The following is a 17,523-nucleotide window of genomic DNA, read 5'->3' on the forward strand; positions in this document are numbered from 1 at the left end:
TGGGAGCACCGTGACCGACCCCGACCTGTCCGACCTGCTCGAACTCGCCCTGGAGGCGGCCCGCCGCGCCGGAGCCCTGCTGCGCGACGGCCGTCCGGCCGACCTGGGGGTGGCCGCGACCAAGTCCAGCCCCATCGACGTGGTCACCGAGATGGACATCGCCGCCGAGAAGCTGATCACCGGCTACCTCTCCGACTTCCGCCCCGACGACGGCTTCCTGGGGGAGGAGGGCGCGGGCGCCCCCGGCAGCACCGGAATCCGCTGGGTCATCGACCCGCTCGACGGCACCGTGAACTACCTCTACGGCCTGCCGACCTGGGCGGTCTCCATCGCCGCCGAACGGGACGGCGAGCGGGTCGTGGGCGTCGTCGAGGCCCCGATGCGCCGCGAGACCTATCGGGCGGTCCTCGGCGGCGGCGCCTTCGCGAACGGCGAGCCGCTGCGCTGCCGGCCCGCCCCGCCGCTGGACCAGGCCCTCGTGTCGACCGGCTTCAACTACGTCGCCCACGTCCGCGCCCATCAGGCGGACGTCGCCCAGCAGCTGATTCCGAGGCTTCGGGACATCCGGCGCGGCGGATCGGCCGCCATCGACCTCTGCGATGTGGCGGCCGGCCGTCTCGACGGCTACTACGAGCGCGGGCTGCACCCCTGGGACCTGGCCGCGGGCGACCTCATCGCCCGCGAGGCGGGCGCCCTGACCGGTGGACGCCCCGGACTGCCCGCCGACGGAGACCTGACGGTGGCCGCCAGCCCCGGTGTCTTCGAGCCGCTGCAGGCCGCACTGGACGAGCTGGGCGCCTGGCACGACTGACTCGGCGCACCGCGGGCCCGCCGGACTGCCCCGGCGAGGAGGCCGGGAGCGCCGCGCACGCAACGGGGTCCCGGACACCGAGAAGGCGTCCGGGACCCCGTGCGTGCGACTCAGACGGTGGTGACGCCGACGTTCACGCCGTGCTCGGCGGCGAGCCGGTGAAGATCGTCCAGCTCGCTCTGCTCGACGTCCGCGAGGAAGTCGTCGCCGTCCTCGCGCGCCCGCGTGAGGTCGGACTCGGTCGTCTTGATGCGGTGCAGCAGACCTGCGGTGAAAGCGTCCATGATGCGCCCCCTCATCGTGGGTCGGTGGCACGGGGGTGTGCCCGGTGATCCCCCCGGCCGGGGAGCCGGAGGAGCAGCTGATCGCGCCGTAGCTCCAGGGAAGAGGAGCGGGCTGTGGGATGCCACGTGGCAGGCGTGATCGCGGGTGTGAACCCCTCATCCCCATGCCGAACCTCAGAGAAACCTCAACCGGCCCGGAAATCCGCCGGTTTGCTCGACGGGAGGTCCGAGGGGCGCCGGAGGGAGGACGGTCCGCCGCCGCCTTACCGCCGGTTTATGCGCGTTGCAGGCAGGATGGGATCACACCGTGGGCATCGCTGCCCGCGTCCGACCGGCCCGCGTGGGCCGCTCACTCCGTGAACCCATCGAAGGACCGAAGGAAGGACTGCGCCGTGCGCGTACTCGTCGTCGAGGACGAGCAGCTGCTCGCCGATGCGGTGGCCACCGGACTGCGCCGGGAGGCCATGGCCGTCGACGTCGTCTACGACGGAGCCGCGGCCCTGGAGCGCATCGGGGTCAACGACTACGACGTCGTCGTGCTGGACCGGGACCTCCCGGTGGTGCACGGGGACGACGTCTGCCGCCGGATCGTCGAGCTGGGCATGCCCACCCGCGTGCTCATGCTCACCGCGTCCGGCGACGTCAGCGACCGGGTCGAGGGCCTGGAGCTGGGCGCGGACGACTACCTTCCCAAGCCCTTCGCCTTCAGCGAGCTGACCGCGCGGGTGCGCGCGCTGGGCCGCCGGACGACGGTGGCGCTGCCGCCCGTCCTGGAGCGCGCCGGGATCAAGCTCGACCCGAACCGCCGCGAGGTCTTCCGCGACGACGTGGAGATCCAGCTGGCCCCGAAGGAGTTCGCGGTGCTGGAGGTGCTGATGCGCAGTGAGGGCGCGGTCGTCTCGGCGGAGCAGCTGCTGGAGAAGGCCTGGGACGAGAACACCGACCCCTTCACCAACGTGGTGCGGGTCACGGTGATGACGCTCCGCCGCAAGCTCGGCGAACCGCCCGTCATCGTCACCGTGCCGGGCTCCGGATACCGGATCTGAGGACCATGGCCACCACCCCGGACGTGCCCGCGGCGCCTCCGAAACCCACCTGGGAGCCCAAGCAGCAGGAGCCCCCCTACCCCTGGCTGCGCCCGACCATCCGCATACGCCTCACCCTGCTCTACGGCGGGATGTTCCTGATCGCGGGCATCGTGCTGCTGTCGATCATCTACATGCTGGCGGCGCAGGCCCTGCACGACGCGGGGAGCCTGGAGCTCAAGGTCGGCGGCACCAATGTGCTGATCGCCAGCGACGCCTGCCCGCAGCTCGCCTCCGCGACCAACATCGACCAGGTGAACGAGACGATCAAGGCGTGCACGGCCGCCCAGCGCCGCCACGCCCTGGACACCCTGCTCAACCGTTCGCTCCTCGCCCTGGTCGGCCTCAGCGTCATCGCCTTCGCCTTCGGGTACGCCATGGCCGGACGCGTCCTGTCCCCGCTCGGCCGGATCACCCGTACCGCCCGCCGGGTGGCCGGTACGGACCTCACCCGGCGGATCGAGCTGGACGGCCCGGACGACGAGCTCAAGGAGCTGGCGGACACCTTCGACGACATGCTGGACCGGCTGGAGCGGGCGTTCACCGCACAGCAGCGGTTCGTCGGCAACGCCTCGCACGAGCTGCGCACCCCGCTGGCGATCAACCGCACCCTGCTGGAGGTCCAGCTCTCCGACCCCGAGGCCCCGCCGGAGCTCCAGCAGCTCGGCAAGACCCTGCTGGCCACCAACGAGCGAAGCGAGCAGCTGGTCGAGGGCCTGTTGCTGCTGGCCCGCAGCGACAACCAGATCATCGAGCGCAAGCCGGTCGACCTGGCGGAGGTCGCCGAGCGCGCCATCGATCAGACACGGACGGAGGCGACGGACAGGAAGGTGGAGATCCGCGGTGAGCGGGAATCGGCCGTGGTCCAGGGCAACGGGGTCCTGCTGGAGCGGATCGCGCTGAACCTCGTGCAGAACGCCGTGCGCTACAACGTGCCCGAGGACGGCTGGGTGGAGGTCACCACGGAGGTCCGGCACGGGCAGGCCCTGCTGACCGTCTCCAACAGCGGCCCGGTGGTTCCGGCGTACGAGATCGACAACCTTTTCGAACCCTTCCGGCGGCTGCGTACGGAGCGCACGGGCAGCGACAAGGGTGTCGGGCTCGGCCTGTCGATCGCGCGGTCCGTCGCGCGGGCCCATGGAGGCCGTATCATCGCGGAGCCCCGCGAGGGCGGGGGCCTCGTGATGCGCGTCACTCTGCCGGTCTGAGAAGCTGCGCGTCGTGACTCCGCACCGCATCTCCACGTTCGCTTTGGGCGGAATTTTCGTGACCCGTCTCCGGATGATCCGTGTGTGATCGATCACACGGGCGATTTTTCGGCCATCTACGCACGGTGACGACGAGTCTGTCAAAAAGCCGGTAAACGTCCGGGTTTTCGGGGATCGTTATCACGGGAAGTACACGGGGTGGCACCCGTGAACTGCATGGACGGGACCGTGTACGGTCCCCATCGCCACCCAAGCCGAGCCTCGCCGAGGCGGCCGGTCGGGTGTCGATTGAGTAACAGACCTTGATGTGAGGCAAAATCTCCGCCTCAGGTCGGGCACAAGTCCGGCCTCTCACGCGTTACGTGCGCTGAGACACCCGTATGAACCCAAGAGGGGGAGAGCGACATGGCAACGGATTACGACACCCCACGCAAGACCGACGACGACGTCGACCAGGACAGTCTCGAAGAGCTCAAGGCGCGCCGAAGCGACAAGACGGCGTCCGCCGTCGACGTCGACGAGTTCGACGCCGCCGAGGGCCTGGAGCTGCCCGGCGCGGACCTCTCCAACGAGGAGCTGGCCGTCCGGGTGCTGCCCAAGCAGGCCGATGAGTTCACCTGCATGAGCTGCTTCCTGGTGCACCACCGCAGCCAGCTGGCCCGCGAGAAGAACGGTCAGCCCATCTGCCGCGACTGCGACTGAGGTCGGGTCGGCCGTGGCAGGCGAGACACCGTTCCGGAAGCGGCGCCCCTGGCGCCGGCACGGCCAGCAGGCACAGCAGGACGGTACGGGCGGGACAGTCCCGGCAGGAGGCGCTCACGCGTCCGCCGAGCGGTCCGCCACCCCGCCGGATCGCTCCGGCGGTTCCGACGACGAGCGGGGCCGTTCGGCCTCGCTCGAGGTGGCCGGGGCGGCCTCGCTGCCGGACCGGCCCGCAGAGCACGACCGGCAGGACCGGGCGGAGCCCACGACCGGGGGCCGCCTGGACGGCGTGAAACGGGGTGTACGCAAGGGCGGGGAGAGCGCGAAGGCACTGGCCGCACAGCTGGCCGACCGCATCATCGACACAGCCCCGCGGGTGCCCGTGCGCGACCTCGCCACCCTGCGGAGGCAGTTCCCCGGACTGGGCCCCGAGGAGCTGGCCGACAAGCTGGTCACGGGAGCCTGCCGGGGCACCGCGACCGTCGGCGCAGGCATCGGGGCCGCCGCCATGATGCCCGTACCGCCGGCCATGCTCGCCGAGCTGGCCGCCGAGGTGACCGGCGTCGCCGCCATAGAGATGAAGCTCGTCGCCGAGCTCCACGAGGTCTACGGCCGCCGTCCACCCGGCAATCTCGGCCAGCGCAGCAGCGCGTACCTGACGTCGTGGACGGAGGAGCGCGGCATCGACGTCGGTCGGCCCACCACCCTCAACGCCGCTCTCGGCGGCCAGATGAAACGCGAGCTGCGCCAGCAGATCATGAAGCGCATGGCGCGCAATCTGCCGAACCTGATCCCGTTCATGATCGGCGCCGCCGTGGGCGCCACGATGAACCGGCGCGACACCCGCAAGCTCGCCGACCGGATCAGGAGCGACCTGCGCAAGCACCAGGTCCCCTGGGACCGGCTGCCCGCACTGCCCCCGCTGGAACAGCCTCCGGACCCGGCCGAACTGCCCAAGGAGATCGAGGGCCCCTGAGGGGACCTCCGGCGAGCGGGCGGGCCCGTGTCCGGGCCCGCAGACCCCGCGATGTCCGTTCAGGCGGTCGGGACCGCGCCCAGCGCGGCCGCCAGGCCCCGCGGGTCACGGGTGGAGAGGTAGACGTACGGAGTCGGGTCCTGCGGGTCCGTGACCTCCACCCGCACCGCCGTATCCACATAGCCGCGCAGCAGCATGAACGCCCGCGCGTCCGCCTTGTGCGTGCGCCAGGCCCGCGCCTCCTCCGCGTCCAGCACCTCGGCCTCGCCGAGCGCCGACAGCGGAATCCGGGCGTCCCCGGCGACCAGCGCCCCCGCCACCACCCGGATCCGGGCGGAGCCGTAGCCGCTCACCGCGACCGCCGCCGCCGCGCCGCCGCCCACCAGCCCGGCGAGCATCGGCAGGGTGCCCAGCGGCAGCAGCATCAGAGCGCAGGCGATACCGACCCCGAAGGCGATGAACCACCAGGAACGGGGCGCGGTGAGACGTTCGTCGAAGGGCGGTGCGGAAGGCTGCATGGCACCAAGCTTGGCACGGCGGGACCGGTGGACCGCCGCGCGGGTAAGGTCTGCGCCTGTGAGTGGAACATCAGCAGCTCTGACACCTCCGGCCGACGCCGTCGCGCCGGTCCGGCACCCCGACGCGCCCGCCCCCGGCGAGCTCCTCGGGGCGCACTACGAACACTGCTTCGGCTGCGGCGGGGGACAGCCGCACGGACTGCACCTGATGGCGCGGGCCGGTGAAGGCGTGAGCGTCACCGCCGAGTTCACCGTGCAGCCCGCCCACCAGGGCGCCCCCGGCCTCGCGCACGGCGGCGTGCTCGCCACGGCGCTGGACGAGACCCTCGGCTCGCTGAACTGGCTGCTGCGCACGATCGCGGTGACCGGACGGCTGGAGACCGACTTCGTCCGCCCCGTCCCCGTGGACACCGTGCTGCACCTCGACGCCCGGATCACCGCCGTGCACGGCCGGAAGATCTACTCCACCGCCACCGGCCGGATCGGCGGCCCCGAGGGCCCCGTCGCGGTCCGCGCCGACGCCCTCTTCATCGAGGTCAAGGTCGACCACTTCATCGACAACGGCCGTCCCGCCGAGATCCGGGCGGCCATGGCCGACCCGGACCAGGTCCGCCGGGCCCGCGCGTTCGAGGTGAACCCGTGACCCGCGCCCCCGTCGACGTACTGATCCGCCTCCTCGACCCGGAGGTGCCGATTCCGGCGTACGGGCACCCGGGCGACGCCGGGGCCGACCTGGTCACCACCGAGGCCGCCGAACTCGCCCCCGGTGAGCGCGCGGTGCTCCCCACCGGCGTCTCGATCGCCCTGCCCGACGGGTACGCCGCGTTCGTGCACCCCCGCTCGGGCCTCGCGGCCCGCTGCGGAGTGGCCCTCGTGAATGCCCCGGGGACGGTTGACGCCGGGTACCGTGGGGAGATCAAGGTGATCGTGGTCAACCTCGATCCGCGCGAGAGCGTGCGATTCGAACGGTTCGACCGGATTGCCCAACTGGTTGTCCAGCAGGTCGAGAAGGTGCGCTTCCACGAGGTGGCGGAACTTCCCGGCTCGGCGCGGGCCGAAGGGGGCTTCGGGTCCACCGGCGGCCATGCGTCGGTGGACGGCGCCGAGGGCGGGATCACCCACGGTGGGAACAGCTACGCTTCGGTCGTATCCGACCGGGAAGGACAGTGACGTGTTCGGACGTCGCAAGAAGAGTGGTTCCGCCGAGGACGCGGCGGACGAGGTGCGCGAGGCCGAGCAGGTCGCCGACGAGTCGGGCGCATCCGACGGGGCCGACACCGGCGCCCGCCGGATGAACCTCCCGCCGGCCCCCCGGCCGGACGGGCCCTGGGACAGCTCCGAGGTCACCCAGCCCGGCGAGGGCCGGGTCGACCTGGGCGGCATCTTCGTGCCCGGAGTCGAAGGCATGGAGCTGCGCGTCGAGGTGGCCGGGGACGCGATCGTCGCCGCCACCGTGGTGCTGCGCGACAGCGCGATCCAGCTGCAGGCGTTCGCCGCCCCCAAGAAGGAGGGCATCTGGGGCGAGGTCCGCGACGAGATCGCCTCGGGCATCACCCAGCAGGGCGGGGTCATCGACGAGGTCGAGGGCCCGCTGGGCTGGGAGCTGCGCGCGCAGGTCCCCGTCCAGCTTCCGGACGGCACGGGCGGGGTGCAGCTCGTGCGCTTCGTCGGCGTCGACGGACCCCGCTGGTTCCTGCGCGGAGTGATCTCCGGCCAGGGCGCCGTCCAGCCGCAGGCCGCCGGGCTGCTGGAGACGATCTTCCGGGACACCGTGGTCGTCCGGGGCGAGGGCCCGATGGCCCCCCGCGACCCGATCGTCCTCAAGCTCCCCGACGACGCCCAGATGGTGCCCGAGGGCGTTCAGCAGGAGGAGCAGGAGGGCTCGAAGTTCTCCGGCGGCATGGGCCAGCTCCAGCGCGGGCCCGAGATCACCGAGGTCCGCTAGAACACCCGGCCGCCCCGCGCGGCCACGGCCGGTGGGCCGCACCCTCGCCCCGGGTGCGGCCCACCGGCCTTTCCGCCTCCGGACCGCCGCCCCGCATCCCATTGCCCGGCCGCGTGCCGTACGCACATACTTGCGACGACGCAGACCACGTACGTACGACGGGGGAGCAGCATGACCGAGAGCACCAGCGGGCAGTCCGGCACGGCCCTGGCCGAGGGCCCCGCCCGCACGGTCATGGTCGAGGTCGAGGACCTGCACCGCTCGTACGGGAGCGGGGCGGGGGCCGTGCACGCGCTGCGCGGCGTCTCGTTCGAGATCCCGCGCGGTGAGCTGGTCGCGCTCAAGGGCCGCTCCGGCTCCGGCAAGACCACGCTGCTCAACCTGGTCGGCGGCCTGGACACCCCGGACGGCGGCCGGATCACCGTCGACGGCACGGAGCTGGCCGGCCTCGGCGAGAAGGGCCTGCTGGAGCTGCGCCGCGACCGGGTCGGCTTCATCTTCCAGTCCTTCGGCCTCATCCCGATCCTCACGGCCGCCGAGAACGTCGGCGTACCCCTGCGGCTGCGCAAGGCCGACCCGGCCGAACGCGACGAGCGGGTCGCCCTGCTGCTCTCCCTCGTCGGCCTCGCCGACCACGCGGAACAGCGTCCCGGCGAGCTCTCCGGCGGCCAGCAGCAGCGCGTCGCCATCGCCCGCGCCCTCGCCAACCGCCCCGCTCTCCTGATCGCCGACGAGCCCACCGGGCAGCTCGACGCCGAGACCGGGCTCGCCGTGATGGAGCTGCTCCGCGCGGTCGTCCGCAGCGAGAACGTCACCGCCCTCGTCGCCACCCACGACCCCCAGCTGCTGGGCCTGGCCGACCGGGTCCTGGAGCTGAGCGACGGCCGTATCGTCGAGCAGGGCTGAGCCGAGCACGGCCGAGCCGGCGACGGCCCCTGCGCCCGCGACGGACGGCCGGCCCCCTCCGCCCACCCACCCCATACCCCCGGTGACCTGCCCCTTCCCGCGCCCGGTGGGCATCAGAGTTCCGTCAATACACCCCCCGCCGGGGCTCCCGGCGCCGAATCACCGGCCCCGGCGGAGTAGCGTCGAAGGCGGCAGCCGCACCGGGCGCGCCACCGGCCGCCGGGACGACGGGGCCGGACGGAAGAAGACAATGGGGCCATGGGACGCGGCACACTCCGGATCTACCTGGGCGCGGCACCGGGCGTCGGCAAGACGTACGCGATGCTGTCCGAGGCGCATCGCAGGGTCGAGCGCGGCACCGACTGCGTGGTGGCCTTCGTGGAGCACCACGACCGCCCGCGCACCGAGGTGCTGCTGCACGGTCTGGAGCAGGTCCGGCGCAGCGAGATCAGCTACCGCTCGGCCGCTTTCACCGAGATGGACGTCGACGCCGTCCTGGAGCGCGCCCCCGCCGTCGCCCTGGTCGACGAGCTGGCCCACACCAACGTCCCCGGCTCCCGCAACGCCAAACGCTGGCAGGACGTCGAAGAGCTCCTGAAGGCCGGGATCGACGTCATATCCACGGTCAACATCCAGCACCTGGAATCGCTCGGCGACGTCGTCGAGTCGATCACCGGCGTCCGGCAGCGCGAGACCGTCCCCGACGAGGTGGTCCGCCGGGCCGACCAGATCGAACTGGTCGACATGTCGCCCCAGGCGCTGCGCCGCCGGATGGCCCACGGCAACATCTACCAGCCCGACAAGATGGACGCCGCCCTCTCGAACTACTTCCGCCCCGGCAACCTCACCGCCCTGCGCGAGCTGGCCCTCCTGTGGGTCGCGGACCGGGTCGACGAGTACCTCCAGCAGTACCGGGGCGAGCACAACATCCGCACCACCTGGCAGGCCCGCGAACGCATCGTCGTCGGGCTGACCGGCGGGCCCGAGGGCCGCACCCTCATCCGCCGCGCCGCCCGGATGGCGGCCAAGGGCTCCGGCTGCGAGATCCTCGCCGTCTACATCGCCCGCAGCGACGGACTGACCTCCGCGTCCCCGAAGGAGCTGACCGTCCAGCGCACCCTGGTCGAGGACCTGGGCGGCAGCTTCCACCACGTCATCGGCGACGACATACCCGCCGCTCTGCTGGAGTTCGCCCGCGGTGTCAACGCCACCCAGATCGTGCTGGGCTCCAGCCGCCGCAAGACCTGGCAGTACGTCTACGGCCCCGGCGTCGGCGCCACCGTCGCCCGCGAGTCGGGCCCCGATCTCGACGTCCACATCGTCACCCACGAGGAGGTCGCCAAGGGCCGCGGCCTGCCGATCGCCCGCGGTGCCCGGCTCGGCCGGGCCCGCATCATCTGGGGCTGGCTCGTCGGCGTCGTCGGTCCCGTCCTGCTCGCGGTGGTGCTGCGGAGCATGGAGGACGCCCCCGGCCTCGCCAACGACGTCCTGCTCTTCCTCTTCCTGACGGTCGCCGCCGCCCTGCTCGGCGGGCTGAGACCCGCACTGGCCTCGGCCGCCGTCGGCTGCATGCTCCTGAACTACTGGTTCACCCCGCCCACCCACACCTGGACCGTGCAGGACCCGGAGAACCTGGTCGCCATCGGGATCTTCTTCGCGGTGGCGGTCGCCGTCTCCTCCGTGGTGGACCTCGCGGCCCGGCGCACCCACCAGGCCGCCCGGCTGCGCGCCGAGTCGGAGATCCTCTCCTTCCTCGCCGGCAGCGTGCTGCGCGGCGAGACCGCCCTGGACGCGCTGCTGGAGCGGGTCCGGGAGACCTTCGCCATGGAGTCCGTCGCCCTGCTGGAGCGCAGCAGCGACGTGGAACCGTGGACCTGCGCCGGCTCCGTCGGACCGGCCCCGGTCTCCCGCCCCGACGATGCCGACGTGGACATGCCGGTCGGCGACAACCTGGCGCTCGCGCTCTCCGGCCGGGTGCTGCCCGCCGAGGACCGCCGGGTGCTCGGCGCGTTCGCCGCCCAGGCCGCCGTCGTCCTGGACCGCCGGCGTCTGGTCGGGGAGGCCGAGCGGGCCCGCAGGCTCGCCGAGGGCAACCGGATCAGGACCGCCCTGCTCGCCGCCGTCAGCCACGACCTGCGCACCCCGCTGGCCGCCATCAAGGCCGCCGTCAGCTCGCTGCGCTCCGACGACGTGGCCTGGTCCGACGAGGACGAGGCGGAGCTGCTGGAAGGCATCGAGGACGGCGCCGACCGGCTCGACCACCTCGTCGGCAACCTGCTCGACATGTCCCGCCTCCAGACCGGCACCGTGACGCCCCTGATCCGCGAGATCGACCTCGACGAGGTGGTCCCGATGGCGCTCGGCGGAGTCCCCGACGGCAGCGTCGAACTGGACATCCCCGAGACGCTGCCGATGGTGGCCGTCGACCCCGGCCTCCTGGAGCGGGTCGTCGCCAACATCGTCGAGAACGCTGTCAAGTACAACCCCGGCCGGGAGCCCGTCGCGGTGGCCGCCAGCGCCCTCGGCAGCCGGGTCGAACTACGGGTGGTGGACCGCGGCCGGGGCGTCCCCGACGAGGCCAAGGACCGGATCTTCGAACCCTTCCAGCGGTACGGGGACGCCCCGCGCGGCTCCGGAGTGGGCCTCGGCCTCGCCGTTTCGCGGGGCTTCGCCGAGGCCATGGGCGGCACGCTCGACGCCGAGGACACTCCGGGCGGCGGCCTGACCATGGTCCTCACCCTCGCCGCGGCGGCGGGCGGCGACCGGGCCGACGACGAGCTGCCGGTCCGGGTGACCTCGTGACCCGCCCCGCCGGACCCGGCCGCCTCGGGTCGCACCCCGCCCGCAGCCCCGCGCTTCCTTCCTCCGCCCCGTACAGCAGACCCTCCCCGTACAGCAGAGCTCTTGCTCCCTCCCCGTGCAGCAGAAAGGCAGGTCCACGATGACCAGGGTGCTTGTGGTCGACGACGAGCCGCAGATCGTCCGCGCCCTCGTGATCAACCTGAAGGCCCGGCGGTACGAGGTCGACGCCGCGCCCGACGGGGCGACCGCCCTCCAGCTCGCCGCCGCCCGCCACCCCGACGTCGTCCTCCTCGACCTCGGGCTGCCCGACATGGACGGGGTCGAGGTGATCAAGGGGCTGCGCGGCTGGACCCGCGTCCCGATCCTGGTCCTCTCCGCCCGCCACACCTCCGACGAGAAGGTGGAGGCGCTGGACGCCGGGGCGGACGACTACGTCACCAAGCCGTTCGGCATGGACGAGCTGCTGGCCCGGCTGCGCGCCTCGGTGCGCCGGGCGGAACCGGTCGGCCAGGAGAACGGCGCCGAGGACATCGCCGTCGTCGAGACGGCCGGCTTCACCGTCGACCTCGCGGCGAAGAAGGTGCACCGGGGCGGCAGGGACGTACGCCTCACCCCCACCGAATGGCACCTGCTGGAGGTGCTCGTCCGCAACAGCGGCCGCCTGGTCAGCCAGAAGCAGCTCCTCCAGGAGGTCTGGGGCCCCTCCTACGGCACCGAGACCAACTACCTGCGGGTCTACATGGCGCAGCTGCGCCGCAAGCTGGAGGCGGACCCCTCGCACCCCCGCCACTTCGTCACCGAGCCGGGCATGGGATACCGGTTCGAACGCGTCTGAGGCAGCCCGAAGCAGCGCGGCCGCGCGCCCCCGACCTCGCGCCGCCCCGCGCCCCCGGCCTCGCTCGCCGACGCGCCGCCCCGGCTTCACGCTCCGACGCCCCCGCGGTCACTTCGACGCCCTCGGGGGCACCCGCCGAGGTGGTCCGGAGTCACTCTTTCGGGTGGTCGCCCCGCGCCTCCGTGCACCGGCCCCGGGACCGGTACCCTTCGGGTATGAGTGCTGTTCCCCGATCCGAGAAAGCCGGGAAGTCCGGGAAGGCGGCGAGACCTTCCGGCCGCTTCCGCCGTATGCTCGACCGGCTCTCCAGCTCCCAGGAGGACCTGGAGTCCGAGGAACTGCGGGAGGACGCGCAGGCCACCGGATGCACCCGGATCTCCGAGTGCTCCGACCGCCAGATCGTGAAGGTGGCTGGTACGTTGCGGACGGTCACCCTCCGTCCCCGTGCTGGAGTGCCCGCCCTGGAGGCGGAGCTCTTCGACGGCACCGAGCCGCTGGACGTCGTCTGGCTCGGCCGCCGCTCCATCGTCGGGATAGAACCCGGCCGCAGGATCATCGCCTCGGGGCGGGTCGCCATGAGCCACGGCCGCCGGGTGCTGTTCAACCCCACATACGAACTCCGACCGCTCGGCAAGGAGTAGCCGGTGACGTCTCTCGACAAGCCGACGTCCGACACGGACCAGCCCCACCGCACCGACCCGCAGCGCGCCGGCGGGAAGCACGCCGCCCAGCAGGACGCGGAGACGCGGACCGTCACCGAGGCCGCCCTCTTCGAGGCGTTCGGCGGAGTGCGCGGGATGGTGGAGACGGTCCTCCCCGGACTGCTCTTCGTCACGATCTTCACCATCAACAAGGACCTGCACATCTCGGCCATCGCGGCCCTGGCCGTGTCCCTGGCCCTCGTCGCCGTCCGGCTGATCCGCCGGGACACCGTCAAGCACGCTTTCAGCGGTGTCTTCGGGGTGGCCTTCGGCGTCGTCTTCGCGATGATGACGGGCAACGCCAAGGACTTCTATCTGCCGGGCATGCTCTACACCCTCGGCCTCGCGGTCGCCTACATCGCCACCGCGGCCGCCGGGGTGCCGCTGATCGGCCTGATCCTCGGCCCGGTCTTCAAGGAGAACCTCTCCTGGCGGACCCGCAATCCGGGCCGGAAGAAGGCGTACACCAAGGCCAGTTACGCCTGGGGCTTCATCCTGCTGGCCAAATGCGCGATCCTCTTCCCGCTGTACTGGTGGGCCGACACCACCCAGTTCGGCTGGGTGCTCATCGCGCTGAAGATCCCTCCGTTCCTGCTCGCCGTCTATCTCACCTGGGTCTTCCTTGCGAAGGCGCCGCCGCCCATCGACGTCTTCGCCGAGATGGAGGCCGAGGAACAGGCCGAGAAGGAGCGCAAGGCCGCTGCCGCCGCCGCAGTCCGCGACCCGGAAGCCTGACCCGTACAGCCGGACATCCGCCTCCCCGGCCCCGCCCCGTACCCCGGCCGGCCGGAGCGGCGAACGAGTGAGGGGCCCGGAACCGCTCAGCGGTTCCGGGCCCCTCACGCGTGACTCCGGTGGACCGGCCCGCCGACACTCCGGCCGGCCCACCCTCTCCGACGGCCCCGGCGGCAGGTCAGCCCTCCGACGACCCCGACTCCGGGCCGTTCCGGACCGACAGCAGGTCCTCCAGCTGTTCCTCGCGCGCCTGGGCGGCCACGAACAGCAGCTCGTCCCCGGCCTCCAGCGTCTCCTCGGGGCTCGGCGTCAGCACCCGCGTACCCCGGATGATCGTCACCAGCGAGGTGTCCTCGGGCCAGGCGACGTCACCGACGCGGGTGCCGGCCAGCGCCGACTCCGGCGGCAGCGTCAGCTCCACCAGGTTGGCGTCGCCGTGGCTGAAGCGCAGCAGCCGGACCAGATCGCCGACGCTCACCGCCTCCTCGACCAGGGCCGACATCAGCCGCGGCGTCGAGACGGCGACGTCCACGCCCCACGACTCGTTGAACAGCCACTCGTTCTTGGGGTTGTTCACCCGTGCCACCACACGCGGCACGCCGTACTCGGTCTTGGCGAGCAGCGAGACGACCAGGTTCACCTTGTCGTCCCCGGTCGCGGCGATCACCACGTTGCACCGCTGCAGCGCCGCCTCGTCCAGCGACGTGATCTCACAGGCGTCCGCGAGCAGCCACTCGGCCATCGGGACCCGCTCCACCGAGATGGCGGTCGGCGCCTTGTCGATCAGCAGCACCTCGTGCCCGTTCTCCAGCAGCTCGGCGGCGATGGAACGGCCCACCGCGCCCGCCCCGGCAATCGACACACGCATCAGTGACCGTCCTCCTCGGGACCCTGGGCGAACGCCGCCTCGACCTTGGCGATCTCGTCCGTACGCATCATCACGTGGACCAGGTCGCCCTCCTGCAGGACGGTCTGCGAGGTCGGCAGTATGGCCTCGCCCAACCGGGTCAGGAAGGCCACCCGGACCCCCGTCTCCTCCTGGAGCGTGCTGATCCGGTGTCCGATCCAGGACGGCGTCGTGTGCACCTCCGCGAGCTGTACCCCGCCGCTCGGGTCACGCCACAGGGGCTCCGCGCCCGAGGGCAGCAGCCGCCGCAGCATCTGGTCCGCCGTCCAGCGCACCGTCGCCACGGTGGGGATGCCGAGGCGCTGGTAGACCTCGGCGCGCCGGGGATCGTAGATCCGCGCCGCGACGTTCTCGATGGAGAACATCTCGCGGGCCACGCGGGCCGCGATGATGTTGGAGTTGTCACCGCTGCTGACCGCGGCGAACGCCCCGGCGTCCTCGATACCGGCCTCGCGGAGCGTGTCCTGGTCGAAGCCGACGCCGGTGACCCGGCGGCCGCCGAATCCGGACCCGAGGCGACGGAACGCCGTGGGGTCCTGGTCGATCACCGCGACGGTGTGCCCCTGCTGTTCCAGGGTCTGTGCGAGGGCGGCTCCGACGCGCCCGCAGCCCATGATGACGATGTGCACTGTGCGCCTACCCCGCCGTCCTGGTCATCCGGCTGACCTGCGAAAACACGCTGCTCACACTTCTCTCTCGGCTTGCTGGGCAAACAACGGAGCGCACACCCGCGGTGTGGCCCGGAGTCGAGCTTAAGCTCCGGCGCAGGGGAAGCCTCATCCGCGTCTCCCCATCACCGCCGGTATCGGTAAAGGGAATGCAAAAAAGGACGAACGGGTGCAAGGATCGCGTTAAAGAATGGTGTGGCGTTCTCGGCCGACCGCAGGAGATTGCGGGGGCGCGTCGAAAGGGCGTGCGTTTCGGCCGTCGGCTCCGCTTACGATCCTCAGCGTGTCCAAACTGACCGACCTGCCCAAACGGATTCTGATCGGCCGGGCGCTGCGCAGCGACAAGCTCGGGGAGACCCTTCTCCCCAAACGCATCGCGCTCCCCGTCTTCGCGTCCGACCCGCTGTCCTCGGTGGCGTACGCACCAGGAGAAGTCCTCCTCGTGCTGTCCATCGCGGGAGTGTCGGCGTACCACTTCAGCCCGTGGATCGCCGTCGCCGTCGTCGTCCTGATGTTCACGGTCGTCGCCTCCTACCGCCAGAACGTCCGCGCCTACCCGAGCGGTGGCGGCGACTACGAGGTCGCAACCACCAACCTCGGCCCGAAGGCCGGGCTCACCGTCGCCAGCGCCCTGCTCGTCGACTACGTCCTCACGGTCGCCGTGTCGATCTCCTCCGGCGTCGAGAACCTGGGTTCCGCGGTCCCGTTCGTCATCGAGCACAAGACGCTCTGCGCCATCGGCGCCATCGTCCTGCTCACCCTGATGAATCTGCGGGGGGTGAAGGAGTCCGGAAAGCTCTTCGCCATCCCCACCTATCTCTTCGTGGCCGGCGTCTTCCTCATGATCCTGTGGGGCAGCTTCCGGGGGGTGGTCCTCGGGGAGGCGATGCACGCCCCCACCTCCGCGTTGGAGATCAAGCCCGAACACCAGGGGCTGGCCGGTTTCGCCCTTCTCTTCCTCCTCCTGCGGGCCTTCTCCTCCGGCTGCGCCGCCCTCACGGGGGTCGAGGCGATCAGCAACGGGGTACCGGCCTTCCGCAAACCGAAGAGCCGTAACGCCGCGACCACGCTGGCGCTGATGGGCCTGCTCGCCGTCACCATGTTCTGCGGCATCATCGGCCTGGCCCTGGCCACCGACGTCAAGATGGCCGAGAACCCGGCGGCCGACCTGCTCCGCGACGGCGTTCCGGTCGGCGCGGACTTCACCCAGGACCCGGTCATCGCCCAGGTCGCCGAGGCGGTCTTCGGCCACGGCTCGTTCCTCTTCATGGTTCTCGCGGCGGCCACCGCCCTGGTGCTGTTCCTCGCCGCGAACACCGCGTACAACGGCTTCCCGCTGCTCGGCTCGATCCTCGCCCAGGACCGCTACCTGCCGCGCCAGCTGCACACGCGCGGCGACCGCCTCGCCTTCTCCAACGGCATCGTGCTCCTGGCCGGCGCGGCGATCCTGCTCGTCTGGATCTACGGAGCCGACTCCACGAAGCTGATCCAGCTCTACATCGTCGGGGTGTTCGTGTCCTTCACGCTCAGCCAGACCGGCATGGTGCGGCACTGGAACCGACTCCTGACCGACGAACGGGACCAGGCCAAGCGCCGCCACATGGTCCGCTCCCGCGCCATCAACGCCTTCGGCGCGTTCTTCTGCGGTGTGGTCCTGGTGATCGTCCTCGCCACCAAGTTCACCCACGGCGCGTGGGTGGCGCTGCTCGGGATGGTCATCTTCTACGGCACGATGACCGCGATCCGGAAACACTACGACCGGGTCGCCGCCGAGATCGCCGCCGACGAGACCCCCGCGGACGAGAGCGCGCGCCCCTCCCGCGTCCATGCCATCGTCCTCGTCTCCAAGCTCCACCGCCCCACGCTGCGCGCCCTCGCCTACGCCCAGCTGGTCCGCGCCGACCATCTGGAGGCGCTCTCCATCAGCGTCGACCCGGACGAGACGCGGGCGCTGCGGGAGGACTGGGAGCGACGCGGCATCAACGTCCCCCTCAAGATCCTCGACTCGCCCTACCGCGAGGTGACCCGCCCGGTCATCGAGTACGTCAAGGGCCTGCGCCGCCAGAGCCCGCGCGACGTGATCAGCGTCTACATCCCCGAGTACGTGGTCGGCCACTGGTACGAGCACCTGCTGCACAACCAGAGCGCCCTGCGCCTCAAGGGCCGCCTGCTCTTCACTCCGGGCGTCATGGTGACCTCCGTTCCGTACCAGCTCCAGTCCTCCGAGGCGGCGAAGAAGCGGGCCCGCAGGCGTGCGGACTGGAGCGCTCCGGGTTCGGTCCGCCGGGGCCCGGTGGAGCGCCGCCACAAGGACGCGCATCGGAAGGACGCGCACCGCAAGGAGCAGAACAGCGGCAAGGGCCGGAACGGCAAGGAGCAGAACGGCAAGGGGTGAGCGGGCTGGTGTGTGCGGGCCCGGGTGGGTGAATGGGGCCGGGGG

The 17,523-nt window shown here is 71.7% G+C and carries 18 protein-coding genes; 14 read left to right on the forward strand and 4 right to left on the reverse strand.

Going from position 1 to position 17,523, the window contains the following annotated elements:
• The first annotated feature begins 10 nt into the window (after positions 1-10).
• Positions 11-811 (forward strand): inositol monophosphatase family protein, encoded by an 801-nt coding sequence (locus tag QFZ71_RS24300; protein WP_307670282.1) that lies wholly within the window; start codon positions 11-13, stop codon positions 809-811.
• A gap of 110 nt (positions 812-921) precedes the next feature.
• Here QFZ71_RS24300 and QFZ71_RS24305 read toward each other — a convergent pair whose 3' ends face one another.
• A complete protein-coding gene (locus QFZ71_RS24305) occupies positions 922-1,095 on the reverse strand; it encodes a hypothetical protein (RefSeq protein ID WP_307670283.1) in 174 nt (57 codons plus the stop codon).
• 392 nt (positions 1,096-1,487) lie between these two features.
• Between QFZ71_RS24305 and QFZ71_RS24310 the strand changes: the two genes are divergently transcribed.
• From QFZ71_RS24310 to QFZ71_RS24325, 4 genes are all read left to right on the forward strand, one after another.
• The gene (locus tag QFZ71_RS24310; protein WP_307670284.1) at positions 1,488-2,141 is read left to right on the forward strand and encodes a response regulator transcription factor; all 654 of its coding nucleotides are present in this window, start codon (positions 1,488-1,490) and stop codon (positions 2,139-2,141) included.
• Between the two features lie 5 nt (positions 2,142-2,146).
• Positions 2,147-3,388, forward strand: coding sequence for a cell wall metabolism sensor histidine kinase WalK (locus QFZ71_RS24315; RefSeq protein ID WP_307670285.1), 1,242 nt, complete (start codon positions 2,147-2,149; stop codon positions 3,386-3,388).
• A gap of 405 nt (positions 3,389-3,793) precedes the next feature.
• Positions 3,794-4,090 carry a DUF4193 domain-containing protein gene (locus tag QFZ71_RS24320; protein WP_003965732.1) on the forward strand — a complete coding sequence of 99 codons (297 nt, stop codon included), beginning with the start codon at positions 3,794-3,796 and terminating at the stop codon, positions 4,088-4,090.
• A gap of 13 nt (positions 4,091-4,103) precedes the next feature.
• Positions 4,104-5,066, forward strand: coding sequence for a hypothetical protein (locus QFZ71_RS24325; RefSeq protein ID WP_307670286.1), 963 nt, complete (start codon positions 4,104-4,106; stop codon positions 5,064-5,066).
• A gap of 59 nt (positions 5,067-5,125) precedes the next feature.
• Here QFZ71_RS24325 and QFZ71_RS24330 read toward each other — a convergent pair whose 3' ends face one another.
• Positions 5,126-5,584: a DUF3093 domain-containing protein gene (locus QFZ71_RS24330; protein ID WP_307670287.1), complete on the reverse strand. Its 459-nt coding sequence runs from the start codon at positions 5,582-5,584 to the stop codon at positions 5,126-5,128.
• A 58-nt stretch (positions 5,585-5,642) separates the two neighbouring features.
• Here QFZ71_RS24330 and QFZ71_RS24335 point away from each other — a divergent pair, with 58 nt between their 5' ends.
• From QFZ71_RS24335 to QFZ71_RS24370, 8 genes are all read left to right on the forward strand, one after another.
• Complete coding sequence (locus tag QFZ71_RS24335) at positions 5,643-6,227, forward strand: PaaI family thioesterase (RefSeq protein ID WP_307670288.1); 585 nt, start codon at positions 5,643-5,645, stop codon at positions 6,225-6,227.
• Positions 6,224-6,754 (forward strand): dUTP diphosphatase, encoded by a 531-nt coding sequence (gene dut, locus QFZ71_RS24340; protein ID WP_307670289.1) that lies wholly within the window; start codon positions 6,224-6,226, stop codon positions 6,752-6,754. Before QFZ71_RS24335 ends, dut begins: the two co-directional genes overlap by 4 nt.
• A gap of 1 nt (position 6,755) precedes the next feature.
• Positions 6,756-7,529, forward strand: coding sequence for a DUF3710 domain-containing protein (locus QFZ71_RS24345; RefSeq protein WP_307670290.1), 774 nt, complete (start codon positions 6,756-6,758; stop codon positions 7,527-7,529).
• A 171-nt stretch (positions 7,530-7,700) separates the two neighbouring features.
• Entirely contained in the window at positions 7,701-8,435 is a 735-nt protein-coding gene (locus QFZ71_RS24350; protein WP_307670291.1) for an ABC transporter ATP-binding protein, read from the forward strand.
• A 258-nt stretch (positions 8,436-8,693) separates the two neighbouring features.
• Positions 8,694-11,237 (forward strand): sensor histidine kinase KdpD, encoded by a 2,544-nt coding sequence (locus QFZ71_RS24355; protein WP_307670292.1) that lies wholly within the window; start codon positions 8,694-8,696, stop codon positions 11,235-11,237.
• 139 nt (positions 11,238-11,376) lie between these two features.
• Positions 11,377-12,072 carry a response regulator gene (locus QFZ71_RS24360; protein WP_307670293.1) on the forward strand — a complete coding sequence of 232 codons (696 nt, stop codon included), beginning with the start codon at positions 11,377-11,379 and terminating at the stop codon, positions 12,070-12,072.
• A 215-nt stretch (positions 12,073-12,287) separates the two neighbouring features.
• On the forward strand, positions 12,288-12,713 hold the full coding sequence (locus tag QFZ71_RS24365) for an OB-fold nucleic acid binding domain-containing protein (RefSeq protein WP_307670294.1): 426 nt from the start codon (positions 12,288-12,290) through the stop codon (positions 12,711-12,713).
• A gap of 3 nt (positions 12,714-12,716) precedes the next feature.
• On the forward strand, positions 12,717-13,508 hold the full coding sequence (locus QFZ71_RS24370) for a DUF3159 domain-containing protein (protein ID WP_307670295.1): 792 nt from the start codon (positions 12,717-12,719) through the stop codon (positions 13,506-13,508).
• A 178-nt stretch (positions 13,509-13,686) separates the two neighbouring features.
• Here QFZ71_RS24370 and QFZ71_RS24375 read toward each other — a convergent pair whose 3' ends face one another.
• Both QFZ71_RS24375 and QFZ71_RS24380 read right to left on the reverse strand, forming a co-directional pair.
• Positions 13,687-14,376: a TrkA family potassium uptake protein gene (locus tag QFZ71_RS24375; RefSeq protein WP_307670296.1), complete on the reverse strand. Its 690-nt coding sequence runs from the start codon at positions 14,374-14,376 to the stop codon at positions 13,687-13,689.
• Positions 14,376-15,044, reverse strand: coding sequence for a TrkA family potassium uptake protein (locus QFZ71_RS24380; protein WP_030114657.1), 669 nt, complete (start codon positions 15,042-15,044; stop codon positions 14,376-14,378). The genes QFZ71_RS24375 and QFZ71_RS24380 overlap by 1 nt, the downstream gene beginning before the upstream one ends.
• A gap of 322 nt (positions 15,045-15,366) precedes the next feature.
• Here QFZ71_RS24380 and QFZ71_RS24385 point away from each other — a divergent pair, with 322 nt between their 5' ends.
• Complete coding sequence (locus QFZ71_RS24385) at positions 15,367-17,478, forward strand: APC family permease (RefSeq protein WP_307670297.1); 2,112 nt, start codon at positions 15,367-15,369, stop codon at positions 17,476-17,478.
• Positions 17,479-17,523: the final 45 nt, after the last annotated feature.

Origin of the sequence: Streptomyces sp. V2I9, assembly GCF_030817475.1 — a bacterium.
Lineage (GTDB): Bacteria > Actinomycetota > Actinomycetes > Streptomycetales > Streptomycetaceae > Streptomyces.

What these genes read in the sequence shown, in the direction of transcription:
- QFZ71_RS24375 (WP_307670296.1), bottom strand. Translation starts at nt 14,376, where the DNA reads ATGCGTGTGTCGATTGCCGGGGCGGGCGCGGTGGGCCGTTCCATCGCC.
- QFZ71_RS24320 (WP_003965732.1), top strand. Translation starts at nt 3,794, where the DNA reads ATGGCAACGGATTACGACACCCCACGCAAGACCGACGACGACGTCGAC.
- QFZ71_RS24355 (WP_307670292.1), top strand. Translation starts at nt 8,694, where the DNA reads ATGGGACGCGGCACACTCCGGATCTACCTGGGCGCGGCACCGGGCGTC.
- QFZ71_RS24350 (WP_307670291.1), top strand. Translation starts at nt 7,701, where the DNA reads ATGACCGAGAGCACCAGCGGGCAGTCCGGCACGGCCCTGGCCGAGGGC.
- QFZ71_RS24365 (WP_307670294.1), top strand. Translation starts at nt 12,288, where the DNA reads ATGAGTGCTGTTCCCCGATCCGAGAAAGCCGGGAAGTCCGGGAAGGCG.
- QFZ71_RS24330 (WP_307670287.1), bottom strand. Translation starts at nt 5,584, where the DNA reads ATGCAGCCTTCCGCACCGCCCTTCGACGAACGTCTCACCGCGCCCCGT.
- QFZ71_RS24305 (WP_307670283.1), bottom strand. Translation starts at nt 1,095, where the DNA reads ATGGACGCTTTCACCGCAGGTCTGCTGCACCGCATCAAGACGACCGAG.
- QFZ71_RS24360 (WP_307670293.1), top strand. Translation starts at nt 11,377, where the DNA reads ATGACCAGGGTGCTTGTGGTCGACGACGAGCCGCAGATCGTCCGCGCC.
- QFZ71_RS24315 (WP_307670285.1), top strand. Translation starts at nt 2,147, where the DNA reads ATGGCCACCACCCCGGACGTGCCCGCGGCGCCTCCGAAACCCACCTGG.